At 66.5% G+C, this 22,878-nt stretch carries 24 protein-coding genes and 4 tRNA genes; 8 read left to right on the top strand and 20 right to left on the bottom strand.

Features of this window, described 5'->3' with window-relative positions:
• From ABZU75_RS19425 to ABZU75_RS19415, 3 genes are all read right to left on the bottom strand, one after another.
• The coding region (locus ABZU75_RS19425; protein WP_355555765.1) for an IS3 family transposase at window positions 1-493 on the bottom strand (493 nt) is incomplete at its 3' end.
• Window positions 490-780: a transposase gene (locus ABZU75_RS19420; protein WP_355555763.1), complete on the bottom strand. Its 291-nt coding sequence runs from the start codon at window positions 778-780 to the stop codon at window positions 490-492. The genes ABZU75_RS19425 and ABZU75_RS19420, both read right to left, overlap by 4 nt.
• A 359-nt stretch (window positions 781-1,139) precedes the next feature.
• Window positions 1,140-1,718, bottom strand: coding sequence for a TetR/AcrR family transcriptional regulator (locus ABZU75_RS19415; protein ID WP_203956329.1), 579 nt, complete (start codon window positions 1,716-1,718; stop codon window positions 1,140-1,142).
• Window positions 1,719-1,810: 92 nt separating this feature from the next.
• On the opposite strand from ABZU75_RS19415, the gene ABZU75_RS19410 reads away from it, so the two are divergent.
• Entirely contained in the window at window positions 1,811-3,031 is a 1,221-nt protein-coding gene (locus ABZU75_RS19410; RefSeq protein WP_355555760.1) for an alpha/beta fold hydrolase, read from the top strand.
• Window positions 3,028-3,708 carry a VC0807 family protein gene (locus tag ABZU75_RS19405; RefSeq protein ID WP_355555758.1) on the top strand — a complete coding sequence of 227 codons (681 nt, stop codon included), beginning with the start codon at window positions 3,028-3,030 and terminating at the stop codon, window positions 3,706-3,708. Before ABZU75_RS19410 ends, ABZU75_RS19405 begins: the two co-directional genes overlap by 4 nt.
• A 654-nt stretch (window positions 3,709-4,362) precedes the next feature.
• On the opposite strand, the gene ABZU75_RS19400 is transcribed toward ABZU75_RS19405, so the two are convergent.
• The 4 genes from ABZU75_RS19400 to ABZU75_RS19385 form a co-directional block, all read right to left on the bottom strand.
• A tRNA-Phe gene (locus ABZU75_RS19400) sits at window positions 4,363-4,436 on the bottom strand.
• Window positions 4,437-4,464: 28 nt separating this feature from the next.
• Window positions 4,465-4,539 (bottom strand) — tRNA-Asp (locus tag ABZU75_RS19395).
• Window positions 4,540-4,645: 106 nt separating this feature from the next.
• Window positions 4,646-4,718 (bottom strand) — tRNA-Glu (locus tag ABZU75_RS19390).
• A gap of 92 nt (window positions 4,719-4,810) precedes the next feature.
• Window positions 4,811-6,325 (bottom strand): metallophosphoesterase, encoded by a 1,515-nt coding sequence (locus ABZU75_RS19385; RefSeq protein ID WP_355555756.1) that lies wholly within the window; start codon window positions 6,323-6,325, stop codon window positions 4,811-4,813.
• Window positions 6,326-6,360: 35 nt separating this feature from the next.
• On the opposite strand from ABZU75_RS19385, the gene ABZU75_RS19380 reads away from it, so the two are divergent.
• Window positions 6,361-6,711 carry a metallopeptidase family protein gene (locus tag ABZU75_RS19380; protein ID WP_355555754.1) on the top strand — a complete coding sequence of 117 codons (351 nt, stop codon included), beginning with the start codon at window positions 6,361-6,363 and terminating at the stop codon, window positions 6,709-6,711.
• A 168-nt stretch (window positions 6,712-6,879) separates the two neighbouring features.
• Window positions 6,880-8,175: an MFS transporter gene (locus ABZU75_RS19375; RefSeq protein ID WP_355555752.1), complete on the top strand. Its 1,296-nt coding sequence runs from the start codon at window positions 6,880-6,882 to the stop codon at window positions 8,173-8,175.
• Between the two features lies 1 nt (window position 8,176).
• Here the strand turns inward: ABZU75_RS19375 and ABZU75_RS19370 are convergent, their stop codons facing one another.
• On the bottom strand, window positions 8,177-8,605 hold the full coding sequence (locus ABZU75_RS19370; RefSeq protein WP_350927700.1) for a PspC domain-containing protein: 429 nt from the start codon (window positions 8,603-8,605) through the stop codon (window positions 8,177-8,179).
• A 119-nt stretch (window positions 8,606-8,724) separates the two neighbouring features.
• Here ABZU75_RS19370 and ABZU75_RS19365 point away from each other — a divergent pair, with 119 nt between their 5' ends.
• Window positions 8,725-9,882, top strand: coding sequence for an acyl-CoA dehydrogenase family protein (locus ABZU75_RS19365; RefSeq protein WP_350927698.1), 1,158 nt, complete (start codon window positions 8,725-8,727; stop codon window positions 9,880-9,882).
• 70 nt (window positions 9,883-9,952) lie between these two features.
• Here the strand turns inward: ABZU75_RS19365 and ABZU75_RS19360 are convergent, their stop codons facing one another.
• Window positions 9,953-10,576, bottom strand: a complete 624-nt coding sequence (locus ABZU75_RS19360; protein ID WP_355555748.1) for a 3'-5' exonuclease — start codon at window positions 10,574-10,576, stop codon at window positions 9,953-9,955.
• 116 nt (window positions 10,577-10,692) lie between these two features.
• Between ABZU75_RS19360 and ABZU75_RS19355 the strand changes: the two genes are divergently transcribed.
• Window positions 10,693-10,765: transfer RNA gene (locus tag ABZU75_RS19355), tRNA-Lys, on the top strand.
• Between the two features lie 91 nt (window positions 10,766-10,856).
• Here the strand turns inward: ABZU75_RS19355 and ABZU75_RS19350 are convergent.
• The 10 genes from ABZU75_RS19350 to ABZU75_RS19305 form a co-directional block, all read right to left on the bottom strand.
• A complete protein-coding gene (locus ABZU75_RS19350; protein WP_355555746.1) occupies window positions 10,857-12,215 on the bottom strand; it encodes a site-specific integrase in 1,359 nt (452 codons plus the stop codon).
• Window positions 12,212-12,412 carry a helix-turn-helix domain-containing protein gene (locus tag ABZU75_RS19345; protein ID WP_355555744.1) on the bottom strand — a complete coding sequence of 67 codons (201 nt, stop codon included), beginning with the start codon at window positions 12,410-12,412 and terminating at the stop codon, window positions 12,212-12,214. Before ABZU75_RS19345 ends, ABZU75_RS19350 begins: the two co-directional genes overlap by 4 nt.
• A gap of 1 nt (window position 12,413) precedes the next feature.
• Window positions 12,414-14,150: a replication initiator gene (locus ABZU75_RS19340; protein WP_355555742.1), complete on the bottom strand. Its 1,737-nt coding sequence runs from the start codon at window positions 14,148-14,150 to the stop codon at window positions 12,414-12,416.
• Complete coding sequence (locus ABZU75_RS19335) at window positions 14,147-14,341, bottom strand: hypothetical protein (protein ID WP_355555740.1); 195 nt, start codon at window positions 14,339-14,341, stop codon at window positions 14,147-14,149. The genes ABZU75_RS19340 and ABZU75_RS19335 overlap by 4 nt, the downstream gene beginning before the upstream one ends.
• A complete protein-coding gene (locus ABZU75_RS19330; RefSeq protein ID WP_355555738.1) occupies window positions 14,341-15,786 on the bottom strand; it encodes an FtsK/SpoIIIE domain-containing protein in 1,446 nt (481 codons plus the stop codon). Before ABZU75_RS19330 ends, ABZU75_RS19335 begins: the two co-directional genes overlap by 1 nt.
• A gap of 83 nt (window positions 15,787-15,869) precedes the next feature.
• Window positions 15,870-16,187 (bottom strand): hypothetical protein, encoded by a 318-nt coding sequence (locus ABZU75_RS19325; protein WP_355555736.1) that lies wholly within the window; start codon window positions 16,185-16,187, stop codon window positions 15,870-15,872.
• Window positions 16,184-16,609, bottom strand: a complete 426-nt coding sequence (locus ABZU75_RS19320; RefSeq protein ID WP_355555734.1) for a plasmid replication, integration and excision activator — start codon at window positions 16,607-16,609, stop codon at window positions 16,184-16,186. Before ABZU75_RS19320 ends, ABZU75_RS19325 begins: the two co-directional genes overlap by 4 nt.
• Before the next feature lie 114 nt (window positions 16,610-16,723).
• Window positions 16,724-17,527 (bottom strand): GntR family transcriptional regulator, encoded by an 804-nt coding sequence (locus ABZU75_RS19315; RefSeq protein ID WP_355555732.1) that lies wholly within the window; start codon window positions 17,525-17,527, stop codon window positions 16,724-16,726.
• A gap of 111 nt (window positions 17,528-17,638) precedes the next feature.
• Complete coding sequence (locus ABZU75_RS19310; protein ID WP_355555730.1) at window positions 17,639-17,917, bottom strand: hypothetical protein; 279 nt, start codon at window positions 17,915-17,917, stop codon at window positions 17,639-17,641.
• A 4-nt stretch (window positions 17,918-17,921) separates the two neighbouring features.
• Window positions 17,922-18,266, bottom strand: coding sequence for a hypothetical protein (locus ABZU75_RS19305; protein WP_355555728.1), 345 nt, complete (start codon window positions 18,264-18,266; stop codon window positions 17,922-17,924).
• A gap of 263 nt (window positions 18,267-18,529) precedes the next feature.
• Here ABZU75_RS19305 and ABZU75_RS19300 point away from each other — a divergent pair, with 263 nt between their 5' ends.
• Both ABZU75_RS19300 and ABZU75_RS19295 read left to right on the top strand, forming a co-directional pair.
• Window positions 18,530-19,855: a helix-turn-helix transcriptional regulator gene (locus tag ABZU75_RS19300; protein ID WP_355555726.1), complete on the top strand. Its 1,326-nt coding sequence runs from the start codon at window positions 18,530-18,532 to the stop codon at window positions 19,853-19,855.
• A 41-nt stretch (window positions 19,856-19,896) separates the two neighbouring features.
• Window positions 19,897-20,370 carry an NUDIX hydrolase gene (locus ABZU75_RS19295; RefSeq protein ID WP_355555724.1) on the top strand — a complete coding sequence of 158 codons (474 nt, stop codon included), beginning with the start codon at window positions 19,897-19,899 and terminating at the stop codon, window positions 20,368-20,370.
• A gap of 281 nt (window positions 20,371-20,651) precedes the next feature.
• On the opposite strand, the gene ABZU75_RS19290 is transcribed toward ABZU75_RS19295, so the two are convergent.
• Window positions 20,652-22,730: a PQQ-binding-like beta-propeller repeat protein gene (locus tag ABZU75_RS19290; protein WP_355555722.1), complete on the bottom strand. Its 2,079-nt coding sequence runs from the start codon at window positions 22,728-22,730 to the stop codon at window positions 20,652-20,654.
• Between the last annotated feature and the right edge of the window lie 148 nt (window positions 22,731-22,878).

Genomic DNA, 22,878 nt, shown 5'->3' with positions numbered 1-22,878 from the left:
CAAAGTCGGTGATATCTGAGTGGTCACCCGCCGACAGCTCGACCTGCACCCTGCCCGATCCTCTGTGGCTCTCCCATGAGGTGATGTCGCCGACCAGCTTGGTGCCCGGCTGTTCGGCGGTGAAGTCGCGGCCGACCAGGTCGGGGATGCCGCCATAGTCGCCCTGCACGGTGGTGGTGGGCCGAAACGCCCGTACCTGGGCCGGGACCAGGCCCTGCTCACGCATTAACGCGCGGACCAGTTCGGCCGAGCAGTGCTCGCCGCGGCGCAGCAGGGCGGCGTGGACCCGCCGGTAGCCGTAGGTCTCGTGCGAGTCGGCGAAGACCTCGGCGACCAGCTCGGTGAGCAGTGCCCGGCGTTGCGCGGTGGCCGAGGCCGGCCGCTCATGCCACTCGTAATAGCCCGAGCGGGACACGCCCAGCCAGGCGCACATCTTGACGATCGCATGGTGGGCCTTCTCCGCGTCGATCAGCTCGTACTTGGCGAGTGTCATCGATTCTCGGCCGCGAAGAAGGCCGCTGCTTTTTTCAGGAACGCCAGCTTCTCGCGCAGCTCGGCGTTCTCCCGTTCCAGCTCCCGGATCCGGGCCCGCTCCGGCCCGGAGACCGGCTGCGCGTCCTGGCCGTGCACGATCCGATGCCGGTTCACCCAACTGCCCAGGGTGCCGGCGTTGATTCCGAACTCGCGCGCCACCGACGCGACCGTCCGCTCGCCGTCCAAGACCATGCGGACGGCTTCTTCCTTGAACTCGGGCGAGAACTGCCTGCGACGCCTCGTCACGTACCTACCTCTTCCAGACTTCTATCAGCTTATGTAGCTGATTGTCCGGAATCTGCTGGGCACCTCACACCGACTACCACGCCCACCACCACAAACCCATCAGCCGCGACACCCTCCGCGCCCGGCTCGGCGTGTCCAACCAACTCGCCTCCGACCTACTGCGCCACCTACGGACCGCATCCGACCCCACCCAGCGAAAAGGAGAACCCACATGACCGACAACCGCGCCGCCTCTACGTCTCGAAGTAACGCCCACCTGAGCAAGCGAGGCCGCGTGTCTTCCCAGACACGCGGCCTCGCTGCTCGTACGGGGACATTCCCGGGGCCGTGAACTCTGCCACGGGCGAGAACGACGGCGTTCATTTCTTCTCGCTGAGGGCGAGCAGCCTGTCCACCAGTGTCCGGGCGTGGTGCGCGTTGGTCGGCCGTTCGAAGAACATCGCGTGGAAGTACAGCGGTGCGAGGATGACCTCCAGCAGCTCCAGCAACGTGGGGGGGTTCTCCCCGCGATCCCTGGCGCGGTCGAGCATCTTCTGGAGCTGCGTGCCTCGCTCCAGAAGATAGACATGCTTGGAAGGCTCTCCCTCCGGGCGCGCGCCCACCAGGGCGGCACGGAGGAAGACGGGACCGAGGGGGCCGGCCACGTCCTCGGCCACCTGGACCGCGTAGGCCTCCAGGTCCCCACGGAGCGTCCCGGTGTCGGGAACCGGGGACGAGCGCGTGAGCTGCTCGGTCACCACGTCATCGACCAACGCGCCCAACGTGCCCCAGCGCCGGTAGATCGTGGCCTGGTGGACTCCGGATCGCTCCGCCACCTGCGCGATGCTCAGATCGTCCCAGTCCGCCTCGTGGAGCAGGTCGAGGACGGCCTCGCATACGGCCGTGCGGACGCGGGCGTTACGCCCCCCGGGCCGGCGTACGGGTTCCTGTGCTGCCATGGCCGACATCTTAACGCGAATAGTCTTGCTTTAAGCACGTCGCCGCGCTAACTTCCCCTTGAAGCGAATAATTTCGCATTAAGGGGACGGGCGTGGATGCGCTGATCTTTGAGAAGGACGTCACGTTCTGGTACGAGACGCTGCGCTTGCTCGGCCACATCGCCTACGGCGGCGCGGACTTCGGTGAAGTGATCACCACCGCACAGCGGATCACCGAGAGTGACTACGACAGCTGGCACAAGGAGTGGCGGGCGACGGCCGACCGCGTCGCCGGCGAAGCTCGGCGGAGCCTGGCGGCCGGCCACGAGGTCAGCGCGCGTGACGGGTTGCTGCGGGCGTCCACCTACTACCGCTCTGCCGAGTTCTTCCTGCACGGCGACCCGTCCGACCCGCGCGTCGACCAGTCCTACGCGCTCGGCGTGGAGTCGTTTCGCGCGGCGGCCCGGCTGTCGGACATCAGGATCGAACCGGTGCTGATCCCGTACGCGCACACCGCTCTCACCGGCTACCTCTACCGGGCGGGCGACAGCCGTACACCCCGGCCCGCCATCGTGATGCACAACGGCTTCGACGGCAGCGCAGAGGAAATGCACTTCTTCGGCGCGGCGGCGTTCGCCGAGCGCGGCTACCACGTCCTCACCTTCGACGGCCCCGGGCAGCCTGGGCCGATGCACCGCGAAGGGTTGGTGTTCCGGCCAGACTGGGAGAAGGTGGTCGGCCCGGTGCTCGACTACCTGCTCGCGCTGCCCGAGGTCGATCCTGAGCGGGTCGCGCTGCTGGGCGCCAGCATGGGAGGACTGCTGGCGCCACGCGCCGCCGCCTTCGAACCGCGGATCAACGCGCTCATCGCCTTCGACGGCGTCTACGACATGGGGGCGATCGTCGCGGGCCACTTCGGCGAGGACCGCGATCAGGCGCGGGCCGTGCTGGGCGCCGAGTCCGCGCCCGAGGTCGACGAGATCATTCAAGGCCTCATGGCGAACGACCCCGTCATGCGGTGGGCCTTCACCCACGGCATGTGGGTCACCGGCGCCCGGTCACCGCGCGGGTACGCGGCCAAGATGCTCGACTATCACCTTCGTGACGGCATCGCCGAGCGGATCAGGTGCCCCACCCTGGTCTGCTCGGCCCCCGGCGACTTCGCCTTCCAAGGCCAGCCCGAGGCGCTCCACGATCACCTGACCTGCCCGAGAACCTTCCTCGAGTTCACCGCCGAGGAGGGTGCCGACGCCCATTGCCAATCAGGCGCCCAGCGACTGGCCATGGCCCGCATCAGTGACTGGCTCGACGAGACCTTCAGGAGTGAGAAATGAGCCGTTCGGGTAACAACCAGATCGTTTCGGTCGTGCTGTGGGACGTGGTGCCGGTGATCGGCACCTACTATGTGTGCCGCGCGCTGAGCGTGAGCGAGTACGCCGCCATGCTGACGGCGGCGAGCGTCGGATTCCTGCGGGTCGCCTACGTCGCCGTCCGGCAGCGTCGCTTCGATGGATTCGCCGCCTTCATGGGCGTCGTCTTCGGCGTGGGAATGATCCTCTCCTTGCTGACGGGAGACGCGAAGTTCCTCCTGGCCATCAAGTCCGTCACCACCGCGGTCGCGGGCCTGATCTTCCTGGGTTCCTGCGTCGCAGGCCGTCCCGCGGCCTTCGCCGTGGCGAAGCGCTTCGGCGCCGAAGACGCGGACACCGCGCGGCGCTGGGACGTCCTGTACGCGGCGGAGCCGATGTTCCGCCGGACCTACCTGGTGATGACCCTCGTCTGGGGAATCGCGCTTCTGGTCGAGTCGGCCGTCCGCCTCCCCCTGGTCTACTGGCTGCCGACCGATGTCATGGCCGGGCTGTCGTCGATCCTCCTGGTGGCGACCATCGGCCTGCTCGGAGCATGGAGCGCCTGGTACGGCAAGCGCGGCGAAGAAGGCCTCCAGTTCGGAGGCCGGCTCCCGGGACCCGGTTCCCGCCAGGACACTGTCCGACGACTGAGCCGCGAATGATGACGGGGCCTGGGAGGACACGGCGGACGCGGGGCCACCGCCGAGGCAAACGGTGGGGCAGATGTGCTGGCGTCTGGGGACGTTGCTGTGTTGGGTCGGACCGGGGCGCCCTGCCCGCCCCCACATAACCGGCCCACTGATTGACCCGGTCGGGCCTGGCCGTACGCCAACGCTCCCAGACATGCCGTGCACGAGAGGAGGGAGTGTCCTCCCCCCAGCGGGCGACCAGGTCCACCCGTTCACGACTGAGCGGCGAGGGCCGCCAGTCGATGATCTCGCCCATCCAGAAATCCGCGAGCGGATTCCCTGCCGCATCAAGCATCCGGAGTGCCTCCAGCCCCAGCGGATTCCTCTGGCGGTAGCGCTTGGATCCGCTGAGGTGGTCGCGCATCCGCTGGGAGGGAAGGCAACCCAGGATTTCGACGGTCACAAGTTCGTCGTCCTCCAGTGCCTCGGCGAAGACACCTTCGGCATCAAGGCAGGAGCCACAGATTTGCTCATCTTTGTCAATAAGCAGGAATTTCGGCTGGACATCATCCACGTGTCTCACGCTCACCGGTAATCGGATGACGTTGCTGTCAGGGGTGCTGTCACTGGAGATCGAAAAAGCCCCGAACGGTATTCGTTCGGGGCGTTTGTGCTGCTCAGCTGCTGTGGTCAGGGGCGGGGTCGAACCGCCGACCTTCCGCTTTTCAGGCGGACGCTCGTACCGACTGAGCTACCTGACCTTGGTGGTGGATCGAACACCTACCTGAGCGGTCCTGACGGGACTTGAACCCGCGACCTCCACCTTGACAGGGTGGCGAGCACTCCAAACTGCTCTACAGGACCTTGCTTGGCTGGGGCTTTTGTCCCCGGCCTTTCTGGCTTTGCCAGCCTACCAGTTCTTCGGAGGTCTTCGACCTGCCGTTTCCCTGGCGAGCCTTGGCTCTGCCGGTGCCCCCAACGGGATTCGAACCCGTGTCGCCGCCTTGAAAGGGCGGTGTCCTAGGCCACTAGACGATGGGGGCTCGGGACTCGCGTCCCGTTCCTTCGCCGTGCTCCGCTGGAGACCTCTGAAGCATAGGGGACTTTTGCCCCGTTGCCAAAGCGGCTTTCCGGCCTACGGCGTCGGTGTGACGGTGATGGGCCCCGTTGGAGACGGGGTAATCGTCGGCACAGGAGAAATTGTACGGCCAGGCTCGGTCTCAACGTGACGCTGGATCTGAACCGACTGCTCACCGAGCCCTCCCAGGGTGATGTCGTCCCAGGCCCTCAGGCGGTGCGTGTCGGCGTCGAAGTACAGAACCGAGGCCGCGACAGGGGTGGGTTCGTCGTGTTCGAGGGCTCGCAGCCCGGCGCCGCCGGTGGACCCCTGGACCAGGAGGCGGCTGCCGGAGGGCAGCAGTTCGGTGGATCGCTCGTGCGAGTGGCCGGTGAGGATCATCGGAGCCGCGCCGGAGAAACCCTTGGCGATCGTCGGGTCGTGGACGGCGATCAGGTCGACCTGCTTGGGGAGCCGGGCCAGCTTTGCGGCGTGGGAGCGGCCCAGCGCGTCGAGGGATTCGAGGTTGGAGTCGACGGAGACGGACTTGTCGGGGGTGAACCGGGGGTCGCCCAGGCCGTAGACGCGCAGCCCCGCCACGGTCTTGGCCGAGTCGTCGAGGACGACCGCGCCCTTCTGCCTGCTTACGGCCCGCTGGGTGGTCATGGAGTCGTGGTTGCCCCTGACGAAGACGTACGGGACGCCGAAAGTGCCGATCTCCTCGACGAACTTGTCCTCGGGGCCGGTGCCGTGGTCGGTCAGGTCGCCGGTGTCGATGATTGCATCGATCTTGAACTGGGTGGTGACCGAGCGGATGAGGTTCCAGGCGATGGGGCTGAGGTGGATGTCGGAGACGTGCAGTATCCGGATCGAGGTGGGGTCGGCGTCATAGACCGGCAGCGCGGAGACGACGTCGTAGAGCTGGGAGACGTTGTTGACGAGCTTGGCGAGCTGGACCCGGTAGGACTCGAACCTGGTCACGATCGACTCGGCGTCGCCGACCAGCGTCGGAGCGCCTGCCAGCAGGCCGGTGTACTTGGGTTCCACCACGGAGTCCGGCCGGAAGGTCAGGGCGACGGCGGCGCCCGTACCGGCGATCGCGACGGCGACGCCCAGCGTGCCCGCGAGGGCAGGTCCTGGGCGGCGGAAGACGATCAGGGACGTGACCAGGGCGCCCGCCAGGCCACAGAAGGCGGCACGCACGATCAGCGTCCTGACTCCGTTGCCCAGTTCCTCCTCCAGGAGCGCGGGGAGCCGGTCAGCCGAGAACCTGGGGTCGTCCAGGAACCCGCGTGCCCGGTCGGGGTTGATGTTCTCCAGGGTCACCCGGAGGCCGATCGGGGCGTTGTGCGTGTCGAACAGAAGTGTGCCGAAAGGGTGAGCATCCAACACGGTCTCCCCGGTCCACGAGGGCTCGGCGGACAGGCCGAGCTCCACCGGACCGACATTGGACCGTACCGCCCCGCCGAGCATGATGCCGAGCCACGCACCCGCCAGTGCGACGGCGGCGACGGCCGTGGTGCGGGCGATCCGCCTGCCCGCGCGACCGGTGGCGAGCCGACGGGTCCTCTGGGTCCAATCAGCGAATTTCATGGGCCTCCACCTCGCCCCGGGAACACCGGGGCAGAATGACAGGTGTGATCGAGATCTCGCGGGAGAAGTTTGAGGAGCTTGTGGCCGAGGCTCTGGACACCATTCCCCCCGAGCTGACGAAAGTGATGGACAACGTGGTGATCGTCGTCGTCGACGACCCGCCCGAACCAGATCTTCTGGGCCTTTACACCGGCATTCCCCTGACCGAACGTGGCGACTGGTACGCAGGAGTGCTACCCGACCGGATCGAGATCTACCGCAGGCCGATCTGCTCGATCTGCGAGACCGAGGAGCAGGTCATCGAAGAAGTGCAGATAACGGTCGTCCACGAAATCGCCCACCATTTCGGCATCGACGATGACCGGCTGCACGAGCTGGGCTGGTAACTAGCCCCGCACAACACATCAAAACCCCCGTTCCTGAAATATCACAGCTTATCATTACGGTTTGCATGCGCTTGATTGCTTTCGGTTGCGCGTCGGCCTTATAGCAGGCACCGTAGGTTACACAGTGAACACCCACAGTCAGTGTGCCTGCGAGCTCAGCGGAGTCCTATGGCGGCGACCAAGTCCGGCCGACTACCCGGGCGGCACCGCCGTCCGGCGGAACGCCAAGCGACCTACGGCGAGGTCATCGCCATCGGCGAGTTCCGCGCGCTCTGGATCGGCCAGGGGCTCTCCCTCCTCGGCGACCAGCTCTCCCGGGTGGCGCTGTCCGTCCTGGTCTTCGAGCGGACGGACTCGCCCCTGGCCACGGCGTCGGTCTATGCCCTGACCTACCTGCCACCGATCATCGGCGGGCCGCTCCTCGCGGGACTCGCCGATCGCCACGCCCGCCGGCGCATCATGCTCGTCTGTGACGTGCTCAGGGCCCTCCTGGTCGCGCTCATGGCGATCCCCGGCACCTCGTTCGCCATGCTGTGCGCGCTGGTCTTCTGCGTGGTGCTGCTCAGCGCGCCGTTCTCGGCGGCGCGGGCGGCGCTCCTGCCGGAGCTGCTCACGGGCGACCGCTACGTCGCGGGCTCCGCCCTGCAGAACATGACCAATCAGGGCGCGCAGATGCTCGGCTTCGCCGCCGGCGGCTTCCTGATCATGGGAATGGGGCCGTACCGCGCGCTGGCCCTGGACGCGGCGACCTACCTGGCCTCCGCGCTCATCATCGTCTCGGGCGTACGGCGGCGTCCCGCCCCCATCTCCGCCGACGAGAGCCGGCCCTCGATGTGGACGATGACCCGCGCCGGCGCCAGGCTGGTCTTCGGCGACCCCCGGCTACGGACGCTGGTGCTCTTCGCCTGGCTCTGCGGTTTCTACGTGCTCCCCGAGGGGATCGCGGCCCCGTACGCCGGTGAGCTGACCGGAAATCCCCGGCAGCTCTCCCTGGTCACCGGTCTGCTGATGGGGGCCATGCCCACCGGTACCGTCGTCGGCGCGTTCCTGTTCAGCCGCTACGTCAGCCCGTCGAACCGGCTGCGGTCGATGGGCTGGATGGCGATGCTGACCTGCGCACCGCTGATCCTGTGCGCGGCGCGGCCGCCGCTGCCCGTGGTGCTGCTGCTCTGGTTCGTCTCAGGGCTGGGCGGGGCCTACCAACTCGCGGCCAACGCCGCGTTCGTACAGTGCGTCCCCGCCGAGCGGCGGGGACAGGCATTCGGGCTGGTCCAGTCGGGCCTGCTGGCCTCCCAGGGCGTCGGGATCCTGGTAGGCGGGGCCGCGGCCGACCACCTCGGCCCCGAGATGGTGGTGGCACTGGCCGGCGCGACCGGACTCGCCGTGGCGGCCGCGCTGGCCGTGCTCTGGAGGGCATCCCGCAGGGAGATCATCGAGAGGGTTCGCGCCGAGGCGAACTCCTGACTCACCCCTGGGTGCGGGGGTCGTCGCTACGCGGCGGCACCGTGCCGTACGGGGCCGAAGGGGGCTGGGGAGCCTGGTAGGGGGGATACTCGGGGGCCTGCTGGTGCGGAGCGCGGTGCTGGCTGGTGGCCTTGGCCCAGCCCTGCTCGGCCTTGGTCTTGGCGTCCACCCAGATCGGGTTGTCCTTGTTCTTGTCGATCAGGTCCTGGAGGACCGACCTGTCCTTGTTCTCCTCGGGCAGGAGCACCCAGCCGATCGCGTAGACCGCCACCCCGAGACCACCGAAGAAGGTGGCGACGGCGAGGGCCGCGCGGATGATGTTGGGGTCCACCCCGATGTAGCGTCCGAGGCCGGAGGCCACACCGGCGATGATGCGCCCGTCCCTGGTCCTGCGGAGCTGCTTGACGCCGGAAAAGTCGTTTTCGTTCATGTATTAAGACTGCCCCGTGGCGGGTCCTCATCACATCGGGACTTCCCCTGGCGCAACCCTGACATCCACCCTGTTCGGCCCGGCAATACCCTGACAGGGCCGAACAGAGAGGAAAACCCATGGACGACCTCCTGCGTATCGACGACACGCTCTCCGAGGAGCAGCGACTCATCCGCGACACCGTGCGGGACTTCGTCGCGGACCGGGTGCTCCCTCATATCGGCGACTGGTTCGAGGAGGCCACCTTCCCCGCCCGCGAGCTCGCCCCGGCACTCGGCTCGCTCGGCGTGCTGGGCATGCACCTTCAGGGGTACGGCTGCGCGGGCCTCGACGCCGTCTCGTACGGGGTGGCCTGCCGCGAGCTGGAGGCGGGAGACTCCGGACTGCGGTCGTTCGTCTCCGTGCAGGGCTCGCTCGCGATGTTCCCGATCTGGAAGTACGGCTCCGCCGAGCAGAAGGACGAGTGGCTGCCCCGGATGGCCGCGGGCGAGGCGATCGGCTGCTTCGGCCTGACCGAGCCCGACCACGGCTCCGACCCGGCCGGCATGCGCACCCACGCCAAGCTGGACCCCTCGGGCGACTGGATACTCAACGGCGCCAAGATGTGGATCACCAACGGCTCGATCGCCGACGTCGCGGTGGTCTGGGCGCAGACCGAGGACGGCGTCCGCGGCTTCGTGGTGCCCGCGGACACCCCTGGCTTCACCGCCCCGGAGATCCACCGGAAGATGTCCCTGCGGGCCTCGGTGACCTCGTCGCTCTACTTCGACGACGTCCGCCTGCCCGCCTCAGCCGTGCTGCCCGGGGTGCGCGGCCTGAAGGGCCCGCTGTCCTGCCTGTCCGAGGCGCGCTTCGGCATCCTGTGGGGCGTGGTGGGGGCCGCCCGCGCCTGCCTGGAGTCCGCGGTCGACTACTCCACCTCCCGTATCCAGTTCGGCAGGCCCATCGGCGGCTTCCAGCTGACCCAGGAGAAGCTCGCCTGGATGTACGTCGGGGTGGGACAGTCACAGCTCACCGCGCTCCATCTGGGCCGCCTCAAGGACGCGGGGACCCTCACCCCCCGCCAGGTCAGCTTCGGCAAGCTCGCCAACGTCCGCGCCGCCCTGGACATCGCCCGCCAGGCACGCTCCATCCTGGGCGGCAACGGCATCACGCTGGAGTATCCGGTGATCCGGCACATGAACAACCTGGAGAGCGTGCTGACCTACGAGGGCACCCAGGAGATCCACACGCTCGTGCTCGGTGAGGCGCTGACCGGCATCCCCGCCTACCGCTGACGCTTCCGCATGCGTCCGAAGGTCCCGCAGGGCCCTGACACGCGCTCTGCCCGTGTCCGGCGCGCTCGGGCTACCTTCGGCGGGGGTGACGCTGGGGCAGGCCGCAGGAGCGCCACTCGGGGGCCTGGGCCGCCCGCTCCAGCTTCTCCGCCCAGGAGACTCCCGTGCGCAGGTAGAACCGGAGCAGCTCGGCGGTGGCGCGGGCGTCGGCCAGCGCGGCGTGGGCCCCGAGGAGCGGGATACCCGCGCGCTCGCAGCAGGCGGCGAGCGTCCACCTGCCGTCGGGGATGAAGCCCGGTGCCAGCCGCTGCGTGCACAGGGTCTCGGTCACCCACTCGCTGCCGGGCAGGTGCCGCAGGAAGCGCAGGTCGAAGGAGGCGTTGTGGGCCACCAGGACCCGGCCGGCGATCCGCTGCCAGACCTCGTCCAGCAACTCCTCGATCACCGGCGCGCCCGCGACCATCGCGCCGGTGATGCCGTGGACGTGCACGGCCCCGGTGCCCCGCCTCGGATTGACCAGCGAGTGCCACTCGTCGACGGTCTCGCCCTGGGCGTTCAGCGAGATGAGCGCTATCTCGCAGATCCGGTCGCCCCTGGAGGGCGAGAAACCCGTGGTCTCCACGTCGACCACGACATACCCTTGCCGCGTGGAGACATGTGCACTGCGGGCGGGCTCAAGCCCCGAGCTCGTCATGCCCGCCACTCTAGGAGCCGCTCTCGCCCTCCACCTGCCGTTCCGCAAACAGGTGACCGCGAATGGGCCTGGCGACGGACGTTAGTGGACACTATCCTCGGTACGCTGTCACCTGCGGGGCGTTAGCTCAATGGTTAGAGCTGCGGACTTTTAATCCGTAGGTTCTGGGTTCGAGTCCCAGGCGCCCTACCCCAATGACCTGGGCAGACTTCCCATTTCCTACTCGGGAAGTCTGCCCAGGGTTGCAATCAGGGTTGCAACGGTCGCCGTCAGGTTGCGGTCAGCCGTCCCACAGCGCCCGTCCCATCCGGCCCGCCGCCTCGATCGCGAGCGTCTCCGTGATGTGGGTGTATCGCTTGGTCGTGGTGAGCTGGGAATGGCCCAGGACCGCCTGAATCACTCGGATGTCCACCCCCTGTTCGAGCAGGAGCGTTGCGGCGGTGTGGCGCGCGTCGTGAACGCGGGCGTCCTTGTCGATCTCGGCGAGTCGCAGGAGTTCCTTCCAGTCGTCCCAGTCGTCCCCGGCGTCGATCGGGTTTCCGTCCGGCGTGCACCACACGAGATCCCAGTCCTGCCACCTGTCCCCCGCCGCCTCCCGTTCGAGCCTCTGAGACTCCTTGTGGAGCTTGAGAAGGACGATCAGGGGAGGAGGTAGGGCAATGGAGCGTTTGCCCTTGCCCTTCGGCTTGGTGAACGTCCAGCCCCCGACACGATCCGGGCAGGCAAGAGCGTGCTTGGCACAGTCGGCGGCGCAGAACTTCGGACACGCGCCCCCGTGCTTGGTGCAGTTCTTGCGGCACGCGGTGAGGCAGACGTGCCGACGTCCAGAGGTGCGCTTGGCCTTGGGGCAGTCCTTCGGGCAGGGGTAACGGTGGAGCCGGGCGGCGCAGGCGTGTGGGTCCTTACAGCCGTGCTGGTAGCGCAGTCGTTTGATCTGCCAGAACACCCGGATCACGCCCTTGTCCAGGTCCACGTACTTCCACCGCAGACCTAGCGATTCCGATTGCCGAAGTCCCAACGCGAGCGCCACCGACCAGCGCGTACCGTTCCGGCGATCCTTGACCACGGTCAGAATGTCTTGCGCCTCTTCCCTGAGCAGTGGCTCAATCTCGGTGTCCTCACCGGTCGGCGCGTCGATCATGCCGCAGACGTTGCGCCCGATCAGCTCACGCCGTACCGCCAGCTTGAGAGCGCGTGACAGGATCCGGTGAATCTGCAAGATCGTATTCGGCGACAGCCCTTCCTTGACCAGCCCGGCATAAAAGGCGTCCAGGTGATCGGGGCGAAGCCGATCCAGCCGATGCGCGCCGAGCCGGGGAATGATCCACCATTCCGCCTTGGGTCGGTAAGTGCTGTCCAGCGTGAGCTGGCTAACCCGCATGGGCGCGATCTCGTCGAGGTAGGTCCGTATCCACTGGGCGACCGTGGGAATCTTCGTTCCCGCCTTGTCGATCTTCCCCGAGTCGCGCTGTTTCTCCAGCTGTTGAACCCTGGCCGTGACGATCGCTTCCGTCTTGCCTTTGCGGTGCCGACGGTCGGGTGTGCCGTCATCCTTGACGCCCATGGTCACCCAGCCGTGCCACAGGCCGTCACCGCCGAGATAGATCGAGGATCGGCCGTTGGGCTTCTTCGCCATCATGCCGCCTCTTCCTGCGTGAACCCTGCCTTGGCTTCCAACGCACGAGCGAACTCATGAAGCGCCCAGCGGGGAACGAGCCGGTATCCCTCGTCCTTGATCGACTTGAGTTCGCCGGTCTTGATCAGCCGGAACACCCTCGTACGGCTGATACCGAGAACCACGGCGGCATCCTTGGGCCGGTAGAACAGTGGTTCCATATCAGGCCGCCTCTCCGATTGCCGAAAGATCTGGAACAGGGATGCCGTCCGCTCTGGCTTGAAGTTCGGCCAGGCGTGCTTTGGTGCGGTGGCGGTCGGCGACCCCGCGCAGCAGCCGTTTGGCCAGCGGGGTCCGGTTGGGGTCGCTGGTCGAGACCGGCCGCCAGACGTAGCGGTGCGAGTCGGTCACGGTGTCATCAGGCAGGCCGAGCATGTCGAGGACCCAGGCCCGGCGATCGGCCTTGTGCTCGCGGAGGGTCTTGTTGGACCACTTGCGCGAGACCAGGACGCGACGGCCCGCATAGCCGAGGTGTTCGGCCTTGTGCGCCTTGCCCTTGCACCGGCCTGGCAGCATGCCCGCTTTGGCGCCCTTGGGCTGGATGCCGTAGCGCAGCCAGTTCGCGCAGGTCGGCGAGCAGGGTTCGTAGCGCAGCGCTTCGACCATCCGAACGGCGTGGTCACGGCGGGCAGGGTTGTCGGTGGTGGGGTCGTCGGGGTCGAGGGGATCGCCGAGGTTCTTGGTCAGGTACTTGGTGAGGTAGCCGATGCGCTTGTGCGCGTCCGGTGATCCGGCGACGAGGCCCTGAACATCGACCTGAGGACCGAAGCGGACCACGTGCAGCGGTTCGGCCTCGTCGTCCTGGTCGAGCTGATCGAGCGCTTCGTCCCAGGTGGGCAGGAGTTCGCCGGTGGCGGGGTCGAGGTAGTCGCCGCTCTGTCCGTCCGGGTAGGTGGCGCCGTCGCCCAGGTCGGCCCGTTCCGCCCACACTGGCAGGTGGTCACCGTCGAAGCGGACCTCATCGACCGATGGCCACCACACCTGGTGGTAGGTCGCGGCGGCGATCGCCTTGATCTCCGCGCGGGGCATGGTCCCGCGGATTGCCATGTGCAGATGCGGCGCGAGCCGTTTCTGTGGTTCGACGGTGGCGAAGTACTGCACGTCGTAGCCGGCCACCCGGCGCAGGTTCTGCACGAAGCGGTCGACGAGCTTGGAGAAGTGCAGGGCGTCGCGGGCCGCGCGAGCGTAGTCGTAGGTGCTGGGATCGACCGGCACGCCCAGGCCGGAGCGGATCTTGCCGTAGGAGGGCAGGGTGAGGGTGACGAACAGCGACGGCCGGTAGACCCTGCCATCGGGGGCGATGAAGGTCCGGCCGAGGGTGGTGTCCTGCTTGGCTCGCTTGGGCAGGTCCGGAGCATCCTGGCGCCGCCTCGTCGAACGTGACCGCTTCGGGGTCGCTCGGCCGCCCAGGACGTTGCCACGCATCCCCGCGGCGTTGATCTCCGCATCGATCCCGGCTATCGCCTCGTCCCAGTCGGTGACCTCTTCCCCGTCGCGTTCGGCCTCGTCGCGCTTGGCCTGGATATCGGCCCGGAACTCGATCAACCATTTCTGATCATCGGTGGAGGGATGGGGTTCGGCGATCGGCTCGTGGTCGAGGTGCCAGCCTTCCCGGCACTGCGCCCGGCGCAGCTGCTGATTGCGCTTGGCGCACGGCGGACACTTGGCTTCCTGCGTGGTGCCACAGGGGATGTCGAACGGCTCAACCGTGCCGGTGTGGGTGTCCAGGCGCCGCATCTCGATCGGGCGGATGCAGACCCCGTTGAGCTTGGCGACCTCGATGGCCACGTCCAGGGCGACGGGCAGAGTGTCACGGACGAGCCGGGGCAGAGTGCGGTCTGAGCCGTTCGGCGGGGTGTCGGTCGCGGGGGTGGACGGGTGGACGGGGGTGTCGGTCACATGGCCCCCTGGGGGTCGATGAGGTCGGCGCAGATCCGGTAGGCGTCGCGGTAGGGGTGTTTGCGCAGCCGGGCGGAGTCGAGGTCAACGATCACCGTCACTTCGGCCAGCTCGGAGCCGTCGAAGGTGCGCAGCCGCCGGAAGGGCAAGCCCTCGATCTCGGCAGGAGTGCCGTGCAGGATGATTCGCATCAGGCCGCCCCCTCCAGCTCGATCGGCAGGGTGTCGCTCGTGATCAGGGCCGCCATGTCTCTGATGTCGGCATCACAGACGTAGGCCGCGCGCACCCGGATCGGATCGGGTGAGGTCTCCAGTCGCACATAGGCGACGCCCGCACCCCGCTCCGGGATCGGGGAGATGTGATCGGCCAGTGCACCGCGATCCCGAGCGCCGTCGCCGAGGACCATGTCCACCTGCTCGGACTCATCGAGCCGGAGCGCGATCTTGTCGGGGAACAGGTTGCGGATGTTCATGACCTCCTTACGCGGGTCCTGCAACGCGGCCATGACCCCGAAGCCGACCGCGCGGCCCTGCGTGGTCAGCGTCGCCAGGGCAGCGGAGATCCGCAGTTTCAGCCCCTTGTCGGACTGGTAGGCGGTCAGGAAAGCCACCTCGTCGACGACCACCAGGACGAACGGGTCATCAACGGTGGGGGTATGGGAGCGTTGGAGTCCGGCGTAGCGGTCGGCCCGTTCCTGCATGATCTGTACGGCGGCTTCCAGGAGATCGGCGCAGTCGGCCGGGTTCGCGGCGTACCGATCTCCGAAGATCTCGCGTCCGTAGGACAGTTCCATCCGTTTGGGGTCCAGCGCCCACACCTCAGCGAGGCCCGCCCGGACCGCCGGGAGGAGACCACGGATGGCCGACCACAGGAACGAGCCCTTACCCGCACCCGTCGCGCCCGCGATCAGCACATGCGTTCCATGCACCTTGAGCCGGTACGGGTGACCGTCCTCGCACTTGCCGATCTCGACCGGCCCCACCGACGCCACGACGGGGAGGGGAACCGCCGGCAGGGGGACGGCCAGCGGGTCACGGCGGGGAAAGGTCAGTTGGAGACGACCGGCCCGCACCACGGCCACCCGGCAGGAGGAGGCACCGAACCCGTGGGCGAGGTGGTCGATGCGGTCGGACCAGTCTTTGACCGCTTGGCCGCTGATCATCTTCACTGTGACCACATCGGCCCACGAGGTACAGGAGACGCCGACGAGGCGGGGCAGGTAGTCACGGCCCTGGAGGTGACGGCCGAGCCCGGAGACGATCATTACCGGTTGCCAGTGCCGCCGGTAGATCCACACCCGGCGCCAGAAGGCCAGCAGTCGCCAGCCGATCCAGCGATCGAACGAGGCCCGATCGAAGAACGGCCACGGGGCGAGGAGTGAGAGGGGAACGGTGACGACGAGCAGGGCGACGCGCCAGCCGTACAGGACACCGAGCACGGGAGGAACGGCGAACAGTGCCACGGCGATCGGGTGACGCCAGATGAGCCGGACCACTCTGGCCAGCAGTCGCCACAGGAAGATCGTGATGGTGAAGATGGCCGGGGTGTGAACCACGGCCGGGCGGAACACTACGGCGGTGTCGGGGGTGGTGGAGACGAGGGTTCGTGTCTCGTCACCGGGCAGTTTTTTGAACATTAAGCTTGAGCCCTCTCTTGATTCGCTGTCTGGGGAGAACCGAGGGGCCGCCGGAATGCCAGTTCCAGCGGCCCCGCTTCGTGTCAGGCCGCCTTGTCCTGCTCGGCCTGATTGGAGTTGGTGGACTGTTCGGTGTGCAGGCGTTCGCAGTCGGCCAGGTAGCGCGCGGAAGCGGTGAAGATCTCCCGCGCGAGGTTCACGTCCCGCTCGGTGACCGGCCCGCCGCCCGTGGTGGTGACTGTCATCTGTGCCTCAGTGCTGGACAAGGTCAGGAACGGCCGCTCACCGTCGCCCCCGAATGCCTTGGCCGACACGTCCGAGGTGCAGAAGGAGACATCGAATCGAGTGACGCCCTCACGGATCGACGCGGTGACGTAGGTGTAGGGCTTGTGCTCACTCACGCGGCCACGTCCTTACCGGCCGGAGCCTTGGCCGGAGCCGCCGCGGTGCGGGGAGCCCGCATCGTCGTGGCCCGGATGGACCAGGCCAGTCGTCCGGTGTTCTGGGCGACGTAGGCGGTGGCGGTCATGCCGTCGAACTCCACCGGCACGAACGGCAGACCCGGCAGCGCAGCCGGAACGACCGGCTGAACCGGGGACAGGATCTTGACCGAGACCGTCTTCTGCCCGGCTTTGACGGTCGGATCGGCGTCCATGACGGCGACCTGCCACACCAGCTCTCCGGTGTTCTTGTCCTTGGCGTAGACCGTGCGGCCCTTGGACGAGGCGTCGAAGTCCTTGACCTGCTCGACCTCACCGACGATGAAGCAGCCGTGCGGGAAGACCTGGTGGAAGCTGACGGGGATGGGTCCCTGAAGGGCCATTTCATTGTCCTAACGTGACAGGGTCCATTTGAATCTCAACCTGACCTATCAGGTTGCTCCATAAAGATAGGTTCGCCAACCTGTCACGTCAAGTTGGATTATGAAGAAGACCAGTCAGGTCAGGGGGTACGCGTCGCGCAGCTCATGGCGATCCCCTGGAAGGACCGCGTCAACGAGTTGGAGCGCCTTGCCGTCAGCGTCATGTCCAGTCACCACGAGGTTCAGCACCGGCGCACCGGCCGACATCTTCAGAGCGTGCGCCTCATCCGCTGTTGCCGATCGCGCGAGCGTGCGTTCCATGGCGTAGTCCAGCCGGAGTCGCTTGCGACCGTACAAATGACGCCGGATCCCCTCGTCCATCGGTTCGGGCGAGGTCAGCTTGGTCCCGGTCACCAGGTCGATGGGAAACCACGCCGAAACCAGTTCCACTGGGCCGTCCTCATCACTGAGGACATATTGCCGCAGGAAAGCCTTAGACCCAGTGGGCAGCTCAAGCAGGGCGGTGACCCGAGTGGGGGCGACGATGATCCCGGCTTGCAGCAGCTCGGCCGAGGACTCCGACTCGGCGAGGTCGAGAAGACGCTGACCGGGGTAGGCGCGCTCCAGATTCAGCAGGGGCACCTTCCCACGCACGAACGAACCACGCCCGGTCTGAGATTCGATCAGTCCTTCTTGGCGGAGCAACCGCAACGCCTCGATCACTGTCGGCCGTGACACATCGAACTCGGCGACAAGCTGGCTTTGGGAAGGCAGCATCATCCCCGATGGATAGGTTCCATCCGCGATGCGCGACCTCAAGGCGTTCAGTACCCGCTCGTACTTGAGGCCGTCCCCAGGTGGAGCTGCCATTACAACCGCCTTACCAGCTTTAACGTGTTCTATCAGGTTGAGGGTAGCATCGGCGTTCTGATCTTCCACCCCCTATGAATGTGGAAGGCCCGGCAAGCCTGGGTGTGGGAAGGGCAGGCTTGCCGGGCCACAGCGCGGCGGCGAAGGACACGCTCAGTGCTGATCGCACACCAGTAGCGGTCAATCTCGCCGTCGCGCCTGCTTTGGTGGACTACTGGCAGCCGAACCGGGACCTTCATCCAGAACACCGGCCGTCCACCACTGCTCTTCGATTCGCTTCTCGGCCGCCAGACAGCCGGCCAACTCCTCCAAGGTCTGGCCACACCGCACATGGGACAGGCCACGCTGGAGGCTCTTGAGAGAAAGGTCATCTCGGCGCACCGCGTACCACCCGCCCCCCAGGGATGCCGAGATGCTCCAGCGCCTGCCGTAAGCGGCCTTCAACTCGTTGAGGGTCATGGGATCACTCCGGACAGGCAGGCGGGGCGGAACGCCTCCCGCGCAGGTCGACCGGTCGACGATCATCCGGGAGAACACATTGGACCTCTTCAACCAGCCTCGACAAGGGGTGGCCACCGCGCAGCTCCGCATACCGGACGGCGATCCGGCGAGCAGCGGTCACCGGATCATTCACCGGGTTGTACGCATAAAGCCAGTGTCCACGTGCCGACACGGTTCCCGACCACCAGTGGTACGAGATCCCGTTGGTCCAGACGGCCAGGTCAATCCACACCGAAACCAGCGCGATACCGAAACCTCGATGAATATCGGCGGGCATTCCCAGATTTCGCAGCTCCTCGGCGAGCACCGCAGCAGCATAGGAAGGATCATCGCTTCCGGATTCAACCGGACATCGCCAAACAAGTGTGTCTGTCATGTTCCCTGCCATCCGGTTCCGGAGCAGTCGAAGCAATCGCTCCGCGTTCTCTGGCTGCGTCGGCCATCGATGGCCTGCACGCTGTAGTTCGCGCTCACCTGGACATATCGCCACCCCTTGCCCCGGCAGGATGAGCAATCCTCCCCGCCGGTCCCGCGTGATCCCGTCGTACCCACTCCTTTTCCTCCGTCGCGATGGACGTTTTCTCGGTCAGTCGAGACACTAGGAAGAACAGGCCGCTCCGCCCCGGAAAAGAATTCCGGGGTCTCCGAGATATCCGTGCGAGGCTGACCGGTATGCGAGGCATGACGGATCACCTGACCATCGGGGAACGCGTAGCGTGGTATCGCCGACGACGCGGAGTGTCACAAGAAGTCCTGGCCGGTCTTGTCGGCCGCACGGTCGATTGGCTGAGCAAAGTCGAAAACGACCGCATCGACCTTGACCGCTTGTCGGTCATCAAGTCCCTGGCGGGCGCTCTGGACGTCGCCCTCGGTGACCTTCTCGCCGAGCCGTCCCTACTCGACTGGAGCTCCGACAGCGGAGATCGCACCATCCCGGCCCTACGGGCGGCGATCACCGACTACCGCCAGCTCACCCCGCTTGCCAACCTCGCCCAGGCCCACGAACCACCCAGCCTCACCGAGCTGCGCAGCGAGATCGCCGACGTATGGCACGCCTACCAGGCATCCCGGTATGGACTCGTGGTCCGCCGCCTGCCGGCGCTTCTCGCCGAGGCCCACCACGCCGTCGGCGCCTACCACGCCGACCAGCGCATCCAAGCCCTCAGCCTGCTCGGCCAGACCTACCACGCCGCAGCCACCATCCTCGTCAAGGTCGGAGAGACCGATCTCGCCTGGATCGCCGCCGAACGCGGCCTGACCTACGCCCAAAGCTCCGGCGATCAGATCGTGATGGCCTCACTCCTGCGATCCGTCACCCACGCCCTGCTTTCCAACGGCCGCTACGACGCCGCCTCCCAACTGACAAGCGATGCCGCCGGGCTTCTCCAAGAAGACCTGTCCCAGGCGAGCCCCGAACTCCTGTCGGTGCACGGCACGCTCTTTCTCGCCGGATCGATGGCCGCCGCCTGTGCCGACGACCGCGCCACCACCCGAGCTTTCCTGACCGAAGCCGCGGAGTCCGCGCGCCGTTTGGGAGGCGACGCCAACCACGTGTGGACCGCATTCGGCCCCACCAACGTGGCCATCCACCAGGTAGCCACCGCCATCGAGCTGGGAGACATCCAAGTCGCCATCGACATCGGCCCCGGACTGGACACCAGCGCTCTGCCGATCGAGCGCCGCGCCCGCCACGGCATCGCCGTCGCCCAGGCGTTCAGTCAGTGGAACCGCACCGACGAGGCATTGAATACCCTCCTTCAGGCCGAGCACCTGGCCCCCGAGCAGATCCGCCACCACTACCTCAGCCGCCAACTCGTCCTGAGCTGGATCCGCCGCCAGAAGGGCAAGCCCAGCCACCGGCTCACCGATCTGGCCCGCCGGCTGCGCGTCACCTGAGGAACCTTCACACGGGGCGGACTTCCCGTACCGTAGGGATCATGACCGGACAAGAGACCCCGCCAATGGCCACCCCCCGCGCCGCAGCCGGGGCACTCTTCTTCGACGAACACGGCCGCCTGCTTCTGGTCCGCCCCCACTACAAGGACTACCTGGAGATTCCCGGCGGCTACATCGAACCCGGCGAGACCCCGTTCCAGGCATGCGTTCGCGAAGTCTACGAGGAACTCGGCATCCAACCGCCGATCGGCGACCTGCTCGTGGTCGACTGGGCACCTCACCCCCAAGAAGGCGACAAGGTCCTGTTCCTCTTCGACGGCGGAACCCTCACCCCGAGCATGCGCGACAGCATCCGCCTCGGCGCCGACGAGCTGACCGGCTACGACTTCCACCCCGTCGAAGAACTACCCAGCCTCCTGATCGAACGACTGGCCAACCGCGTAACAGCCGCTGTTACCGCTCGCAGCATCGGCCGCCCGTTGTATCTAGAGCACGGCCAACAGTTGCCGAATTAATCTCATAGGTATCAAGGCGGCGCCGCGGCGCGCCGCCGCACGGCCCTCCACCCGCCCGCCGCCCGAGCGTGCGGCGTGGGCGCCGGTCTCGGCCGGCGGCGGGACCACGGGCCGCCCGCCGCACCGCCCACGCGCCGCACCAGTCCATCGGCCGCCGCATCGGGGCCACGCCACCGCCCTGGCAGTTGTTCATCACAACCAGCCGATCCACTCCAGCGCGCCTCCTCTGCCCCTGTGCAACCGTCAGCAAAGCCTGTCAACGTCTAAACGCTTGATCGACCTCACCCTGTCCTCGCATCCAGTGCATATACCTTGTCGTCGTTGCTTCCGACGTACACAACGCCATCCACCACTGCCGGACTCGAATAGACCCAGTTGCCGGTTTTGTGGGTCCAGCGCACAGCACCGGTCAGCGCATCCAGTGCATATACCTTGTGGTCGTTGCTTCCGACGTACACGACACCATCCACCACTGCCGGACTCGAACGGACCCAGTTGCCGGTTTTGTGGGTCCAGCGCACAGCACCGGTCAGCGCATCCAACGCATACACCTTGTGGTCGTCGCTTCCGACGTACACGACACCATCCACCACTGCCGGACTCGAACCGACCCAGTTCCCGATTTTGTGGGTCCAGCGCACAGCACCGGTCAGCGCATCCAACGCATACACCTTGCCCTTATAGCTGTTGTCGTCGTCACCGTCGCCGTTTCCGACGTACACGACACCATCCACCACTGCCGGACTCGAACGGACCCAGTTGCCGGTTTTGTGGGTCCAGCGCACAGCACCGGTCAGCGCATCCAACGCATACACCTTGTGGTCGTCGCTTCCGACGTACACGACACCATCCACCACTGCCGGACTCGAACCGACATCGTCGCCGGTTTTGTGGGTCCAGCGCACAGCACCGGTCAGCGCATCCAACGCATACACCTTGCCGTCACCGCTTCCGACGTAAACAACGCCATCCACCACTGCCGGACTCGAATAGACCCAGTCGCCGGTTTTGTGGGTCCAGCGCACAGCACCGGTCAGCGCATCCAACGCATACACCTTGCCGTCACCGCTTCCGACGTACACGACACCATCCACCACTGCCGGACTCGAATAGACCCGGCCGCCGATTTTGTGGGTCCAGCGCACAGCACCGGTCAGCGCATCCAACGCATACACCTTGCCGTCACCGCTTCCGACGTACACGACACCATCCACCACTGCCGGACTCGAATAGACCCAGTCGCCGGTTCTGTAGGTCCAGGAGATTGTCCAGGCTGGCTGTGGAGTAGGTTTTTGAGCTGGCTTTGGAGTAGCAGATGATGATTGATAGGTGGTGATGGCCTGCGGGTTATGCCCCTTGGAAGGGGTGAGAAGCGGTCCAGCTAGATAGATCGCTACGAGAGTAAGACCGGCGGTCAGTGAGCCTATACCGGCAAACACCTTCCAGCCTCGCCGCTTCGGTAAACGGAGCGTCGAGTGCCGGTCGTCCGAGGCGTCAACTCTGCCCGCTCCGTCAGGGCCGGTGAGTCGATGTGTGGCGGTAGCGGTTACAGCGAGATCGTTTTGAACCTGGTCGAGGGTGACAGCCTCCTGGTGGAAGACGTCGTCGACATAGCGGAAGATCTCTTCGACCGCCTGTTGGTCGTTGTCCCCCATCAGTTGTGTGTCGGCGATGACCGGTAGCGCCCGACTCGCAAGGGAAGCGCTCTCCAGCACGGGGCGGGCGTCGATGTCGGCGAGGTGACGCCGCGCCTCAGTTGCCTGGGCGTGAGCCTCACGCAGGAGTCGTTCACCTTGGGCGCGTTGCCGTTCGGATTCCTCCAGCCGCCGTTGAGCCTCTCCGCGCAGTCGTTCCGCCACCGCCAATCGCTGCTGCGTATCCTGAAGGTCCCGGCGAAGGCGGGCAACCTCTGCTTCCAGCCGTTCACGCTCCGCCTCGCTGACCTCAGCGGTGGCGCTTATGCCGGATTGGCTGGCCAGGAGTCGGTCATGAAGTTTCTGCCGCTCGATCGTCAGTTGGGTCGTGGCCTGGGTCAGCCGATCCCGCGTCTTCAGCAGTCCTTCGCCGATGTTGTTCTGCTGGGTTATCGACTGTTCGATTCGGTCGGTCTTTTCCTCGATCGTCCGTACCAGCTCATCCAGGGCCTCCAGCGCGTCCGATGAAGTGCTGGCCGCCTCGCCTCTGGTGCGTGCCCAGCCGATCATTCCGATCGCTATCGGAAGCAGCGACAGTAATTGCGCGATGTTGGCCGCCGCCCCCAGATCCCAAGCACGCAGCGCGAACCCTAGGAGAACGACCGAGGCGCCGATCGCCAGTCCGGCGACCGCCCACCGCCATCCGCGCCAGCCCATGCCTTTCATACTGGTATCGAACGTTCCGAGTGTGATGCGCTGTGATCAGATCGCTACGAAACCGGGGTGGCGCATCCCATATAACACCATAAGCTCTATAGTCATCCGCTGCCTCACGAAACTGCCTGTTGCGTGTCCAGTATCCGATTGGGCTAGT

It is taken from the genome of Streptosporangium sp. NPDC005286 (assembly GCF_040607515.1).
GTDB lineage: Bacteria > Actinomycetota > Actinomycetes > Streptosporangiales > Streptosporangiaceae > Streptosporangium.
The sequence above is the reverse complement of the archived record's forward strand: the minus strand, read 5'-3'. Positions and strand labels throughout refer to the sequence as shown.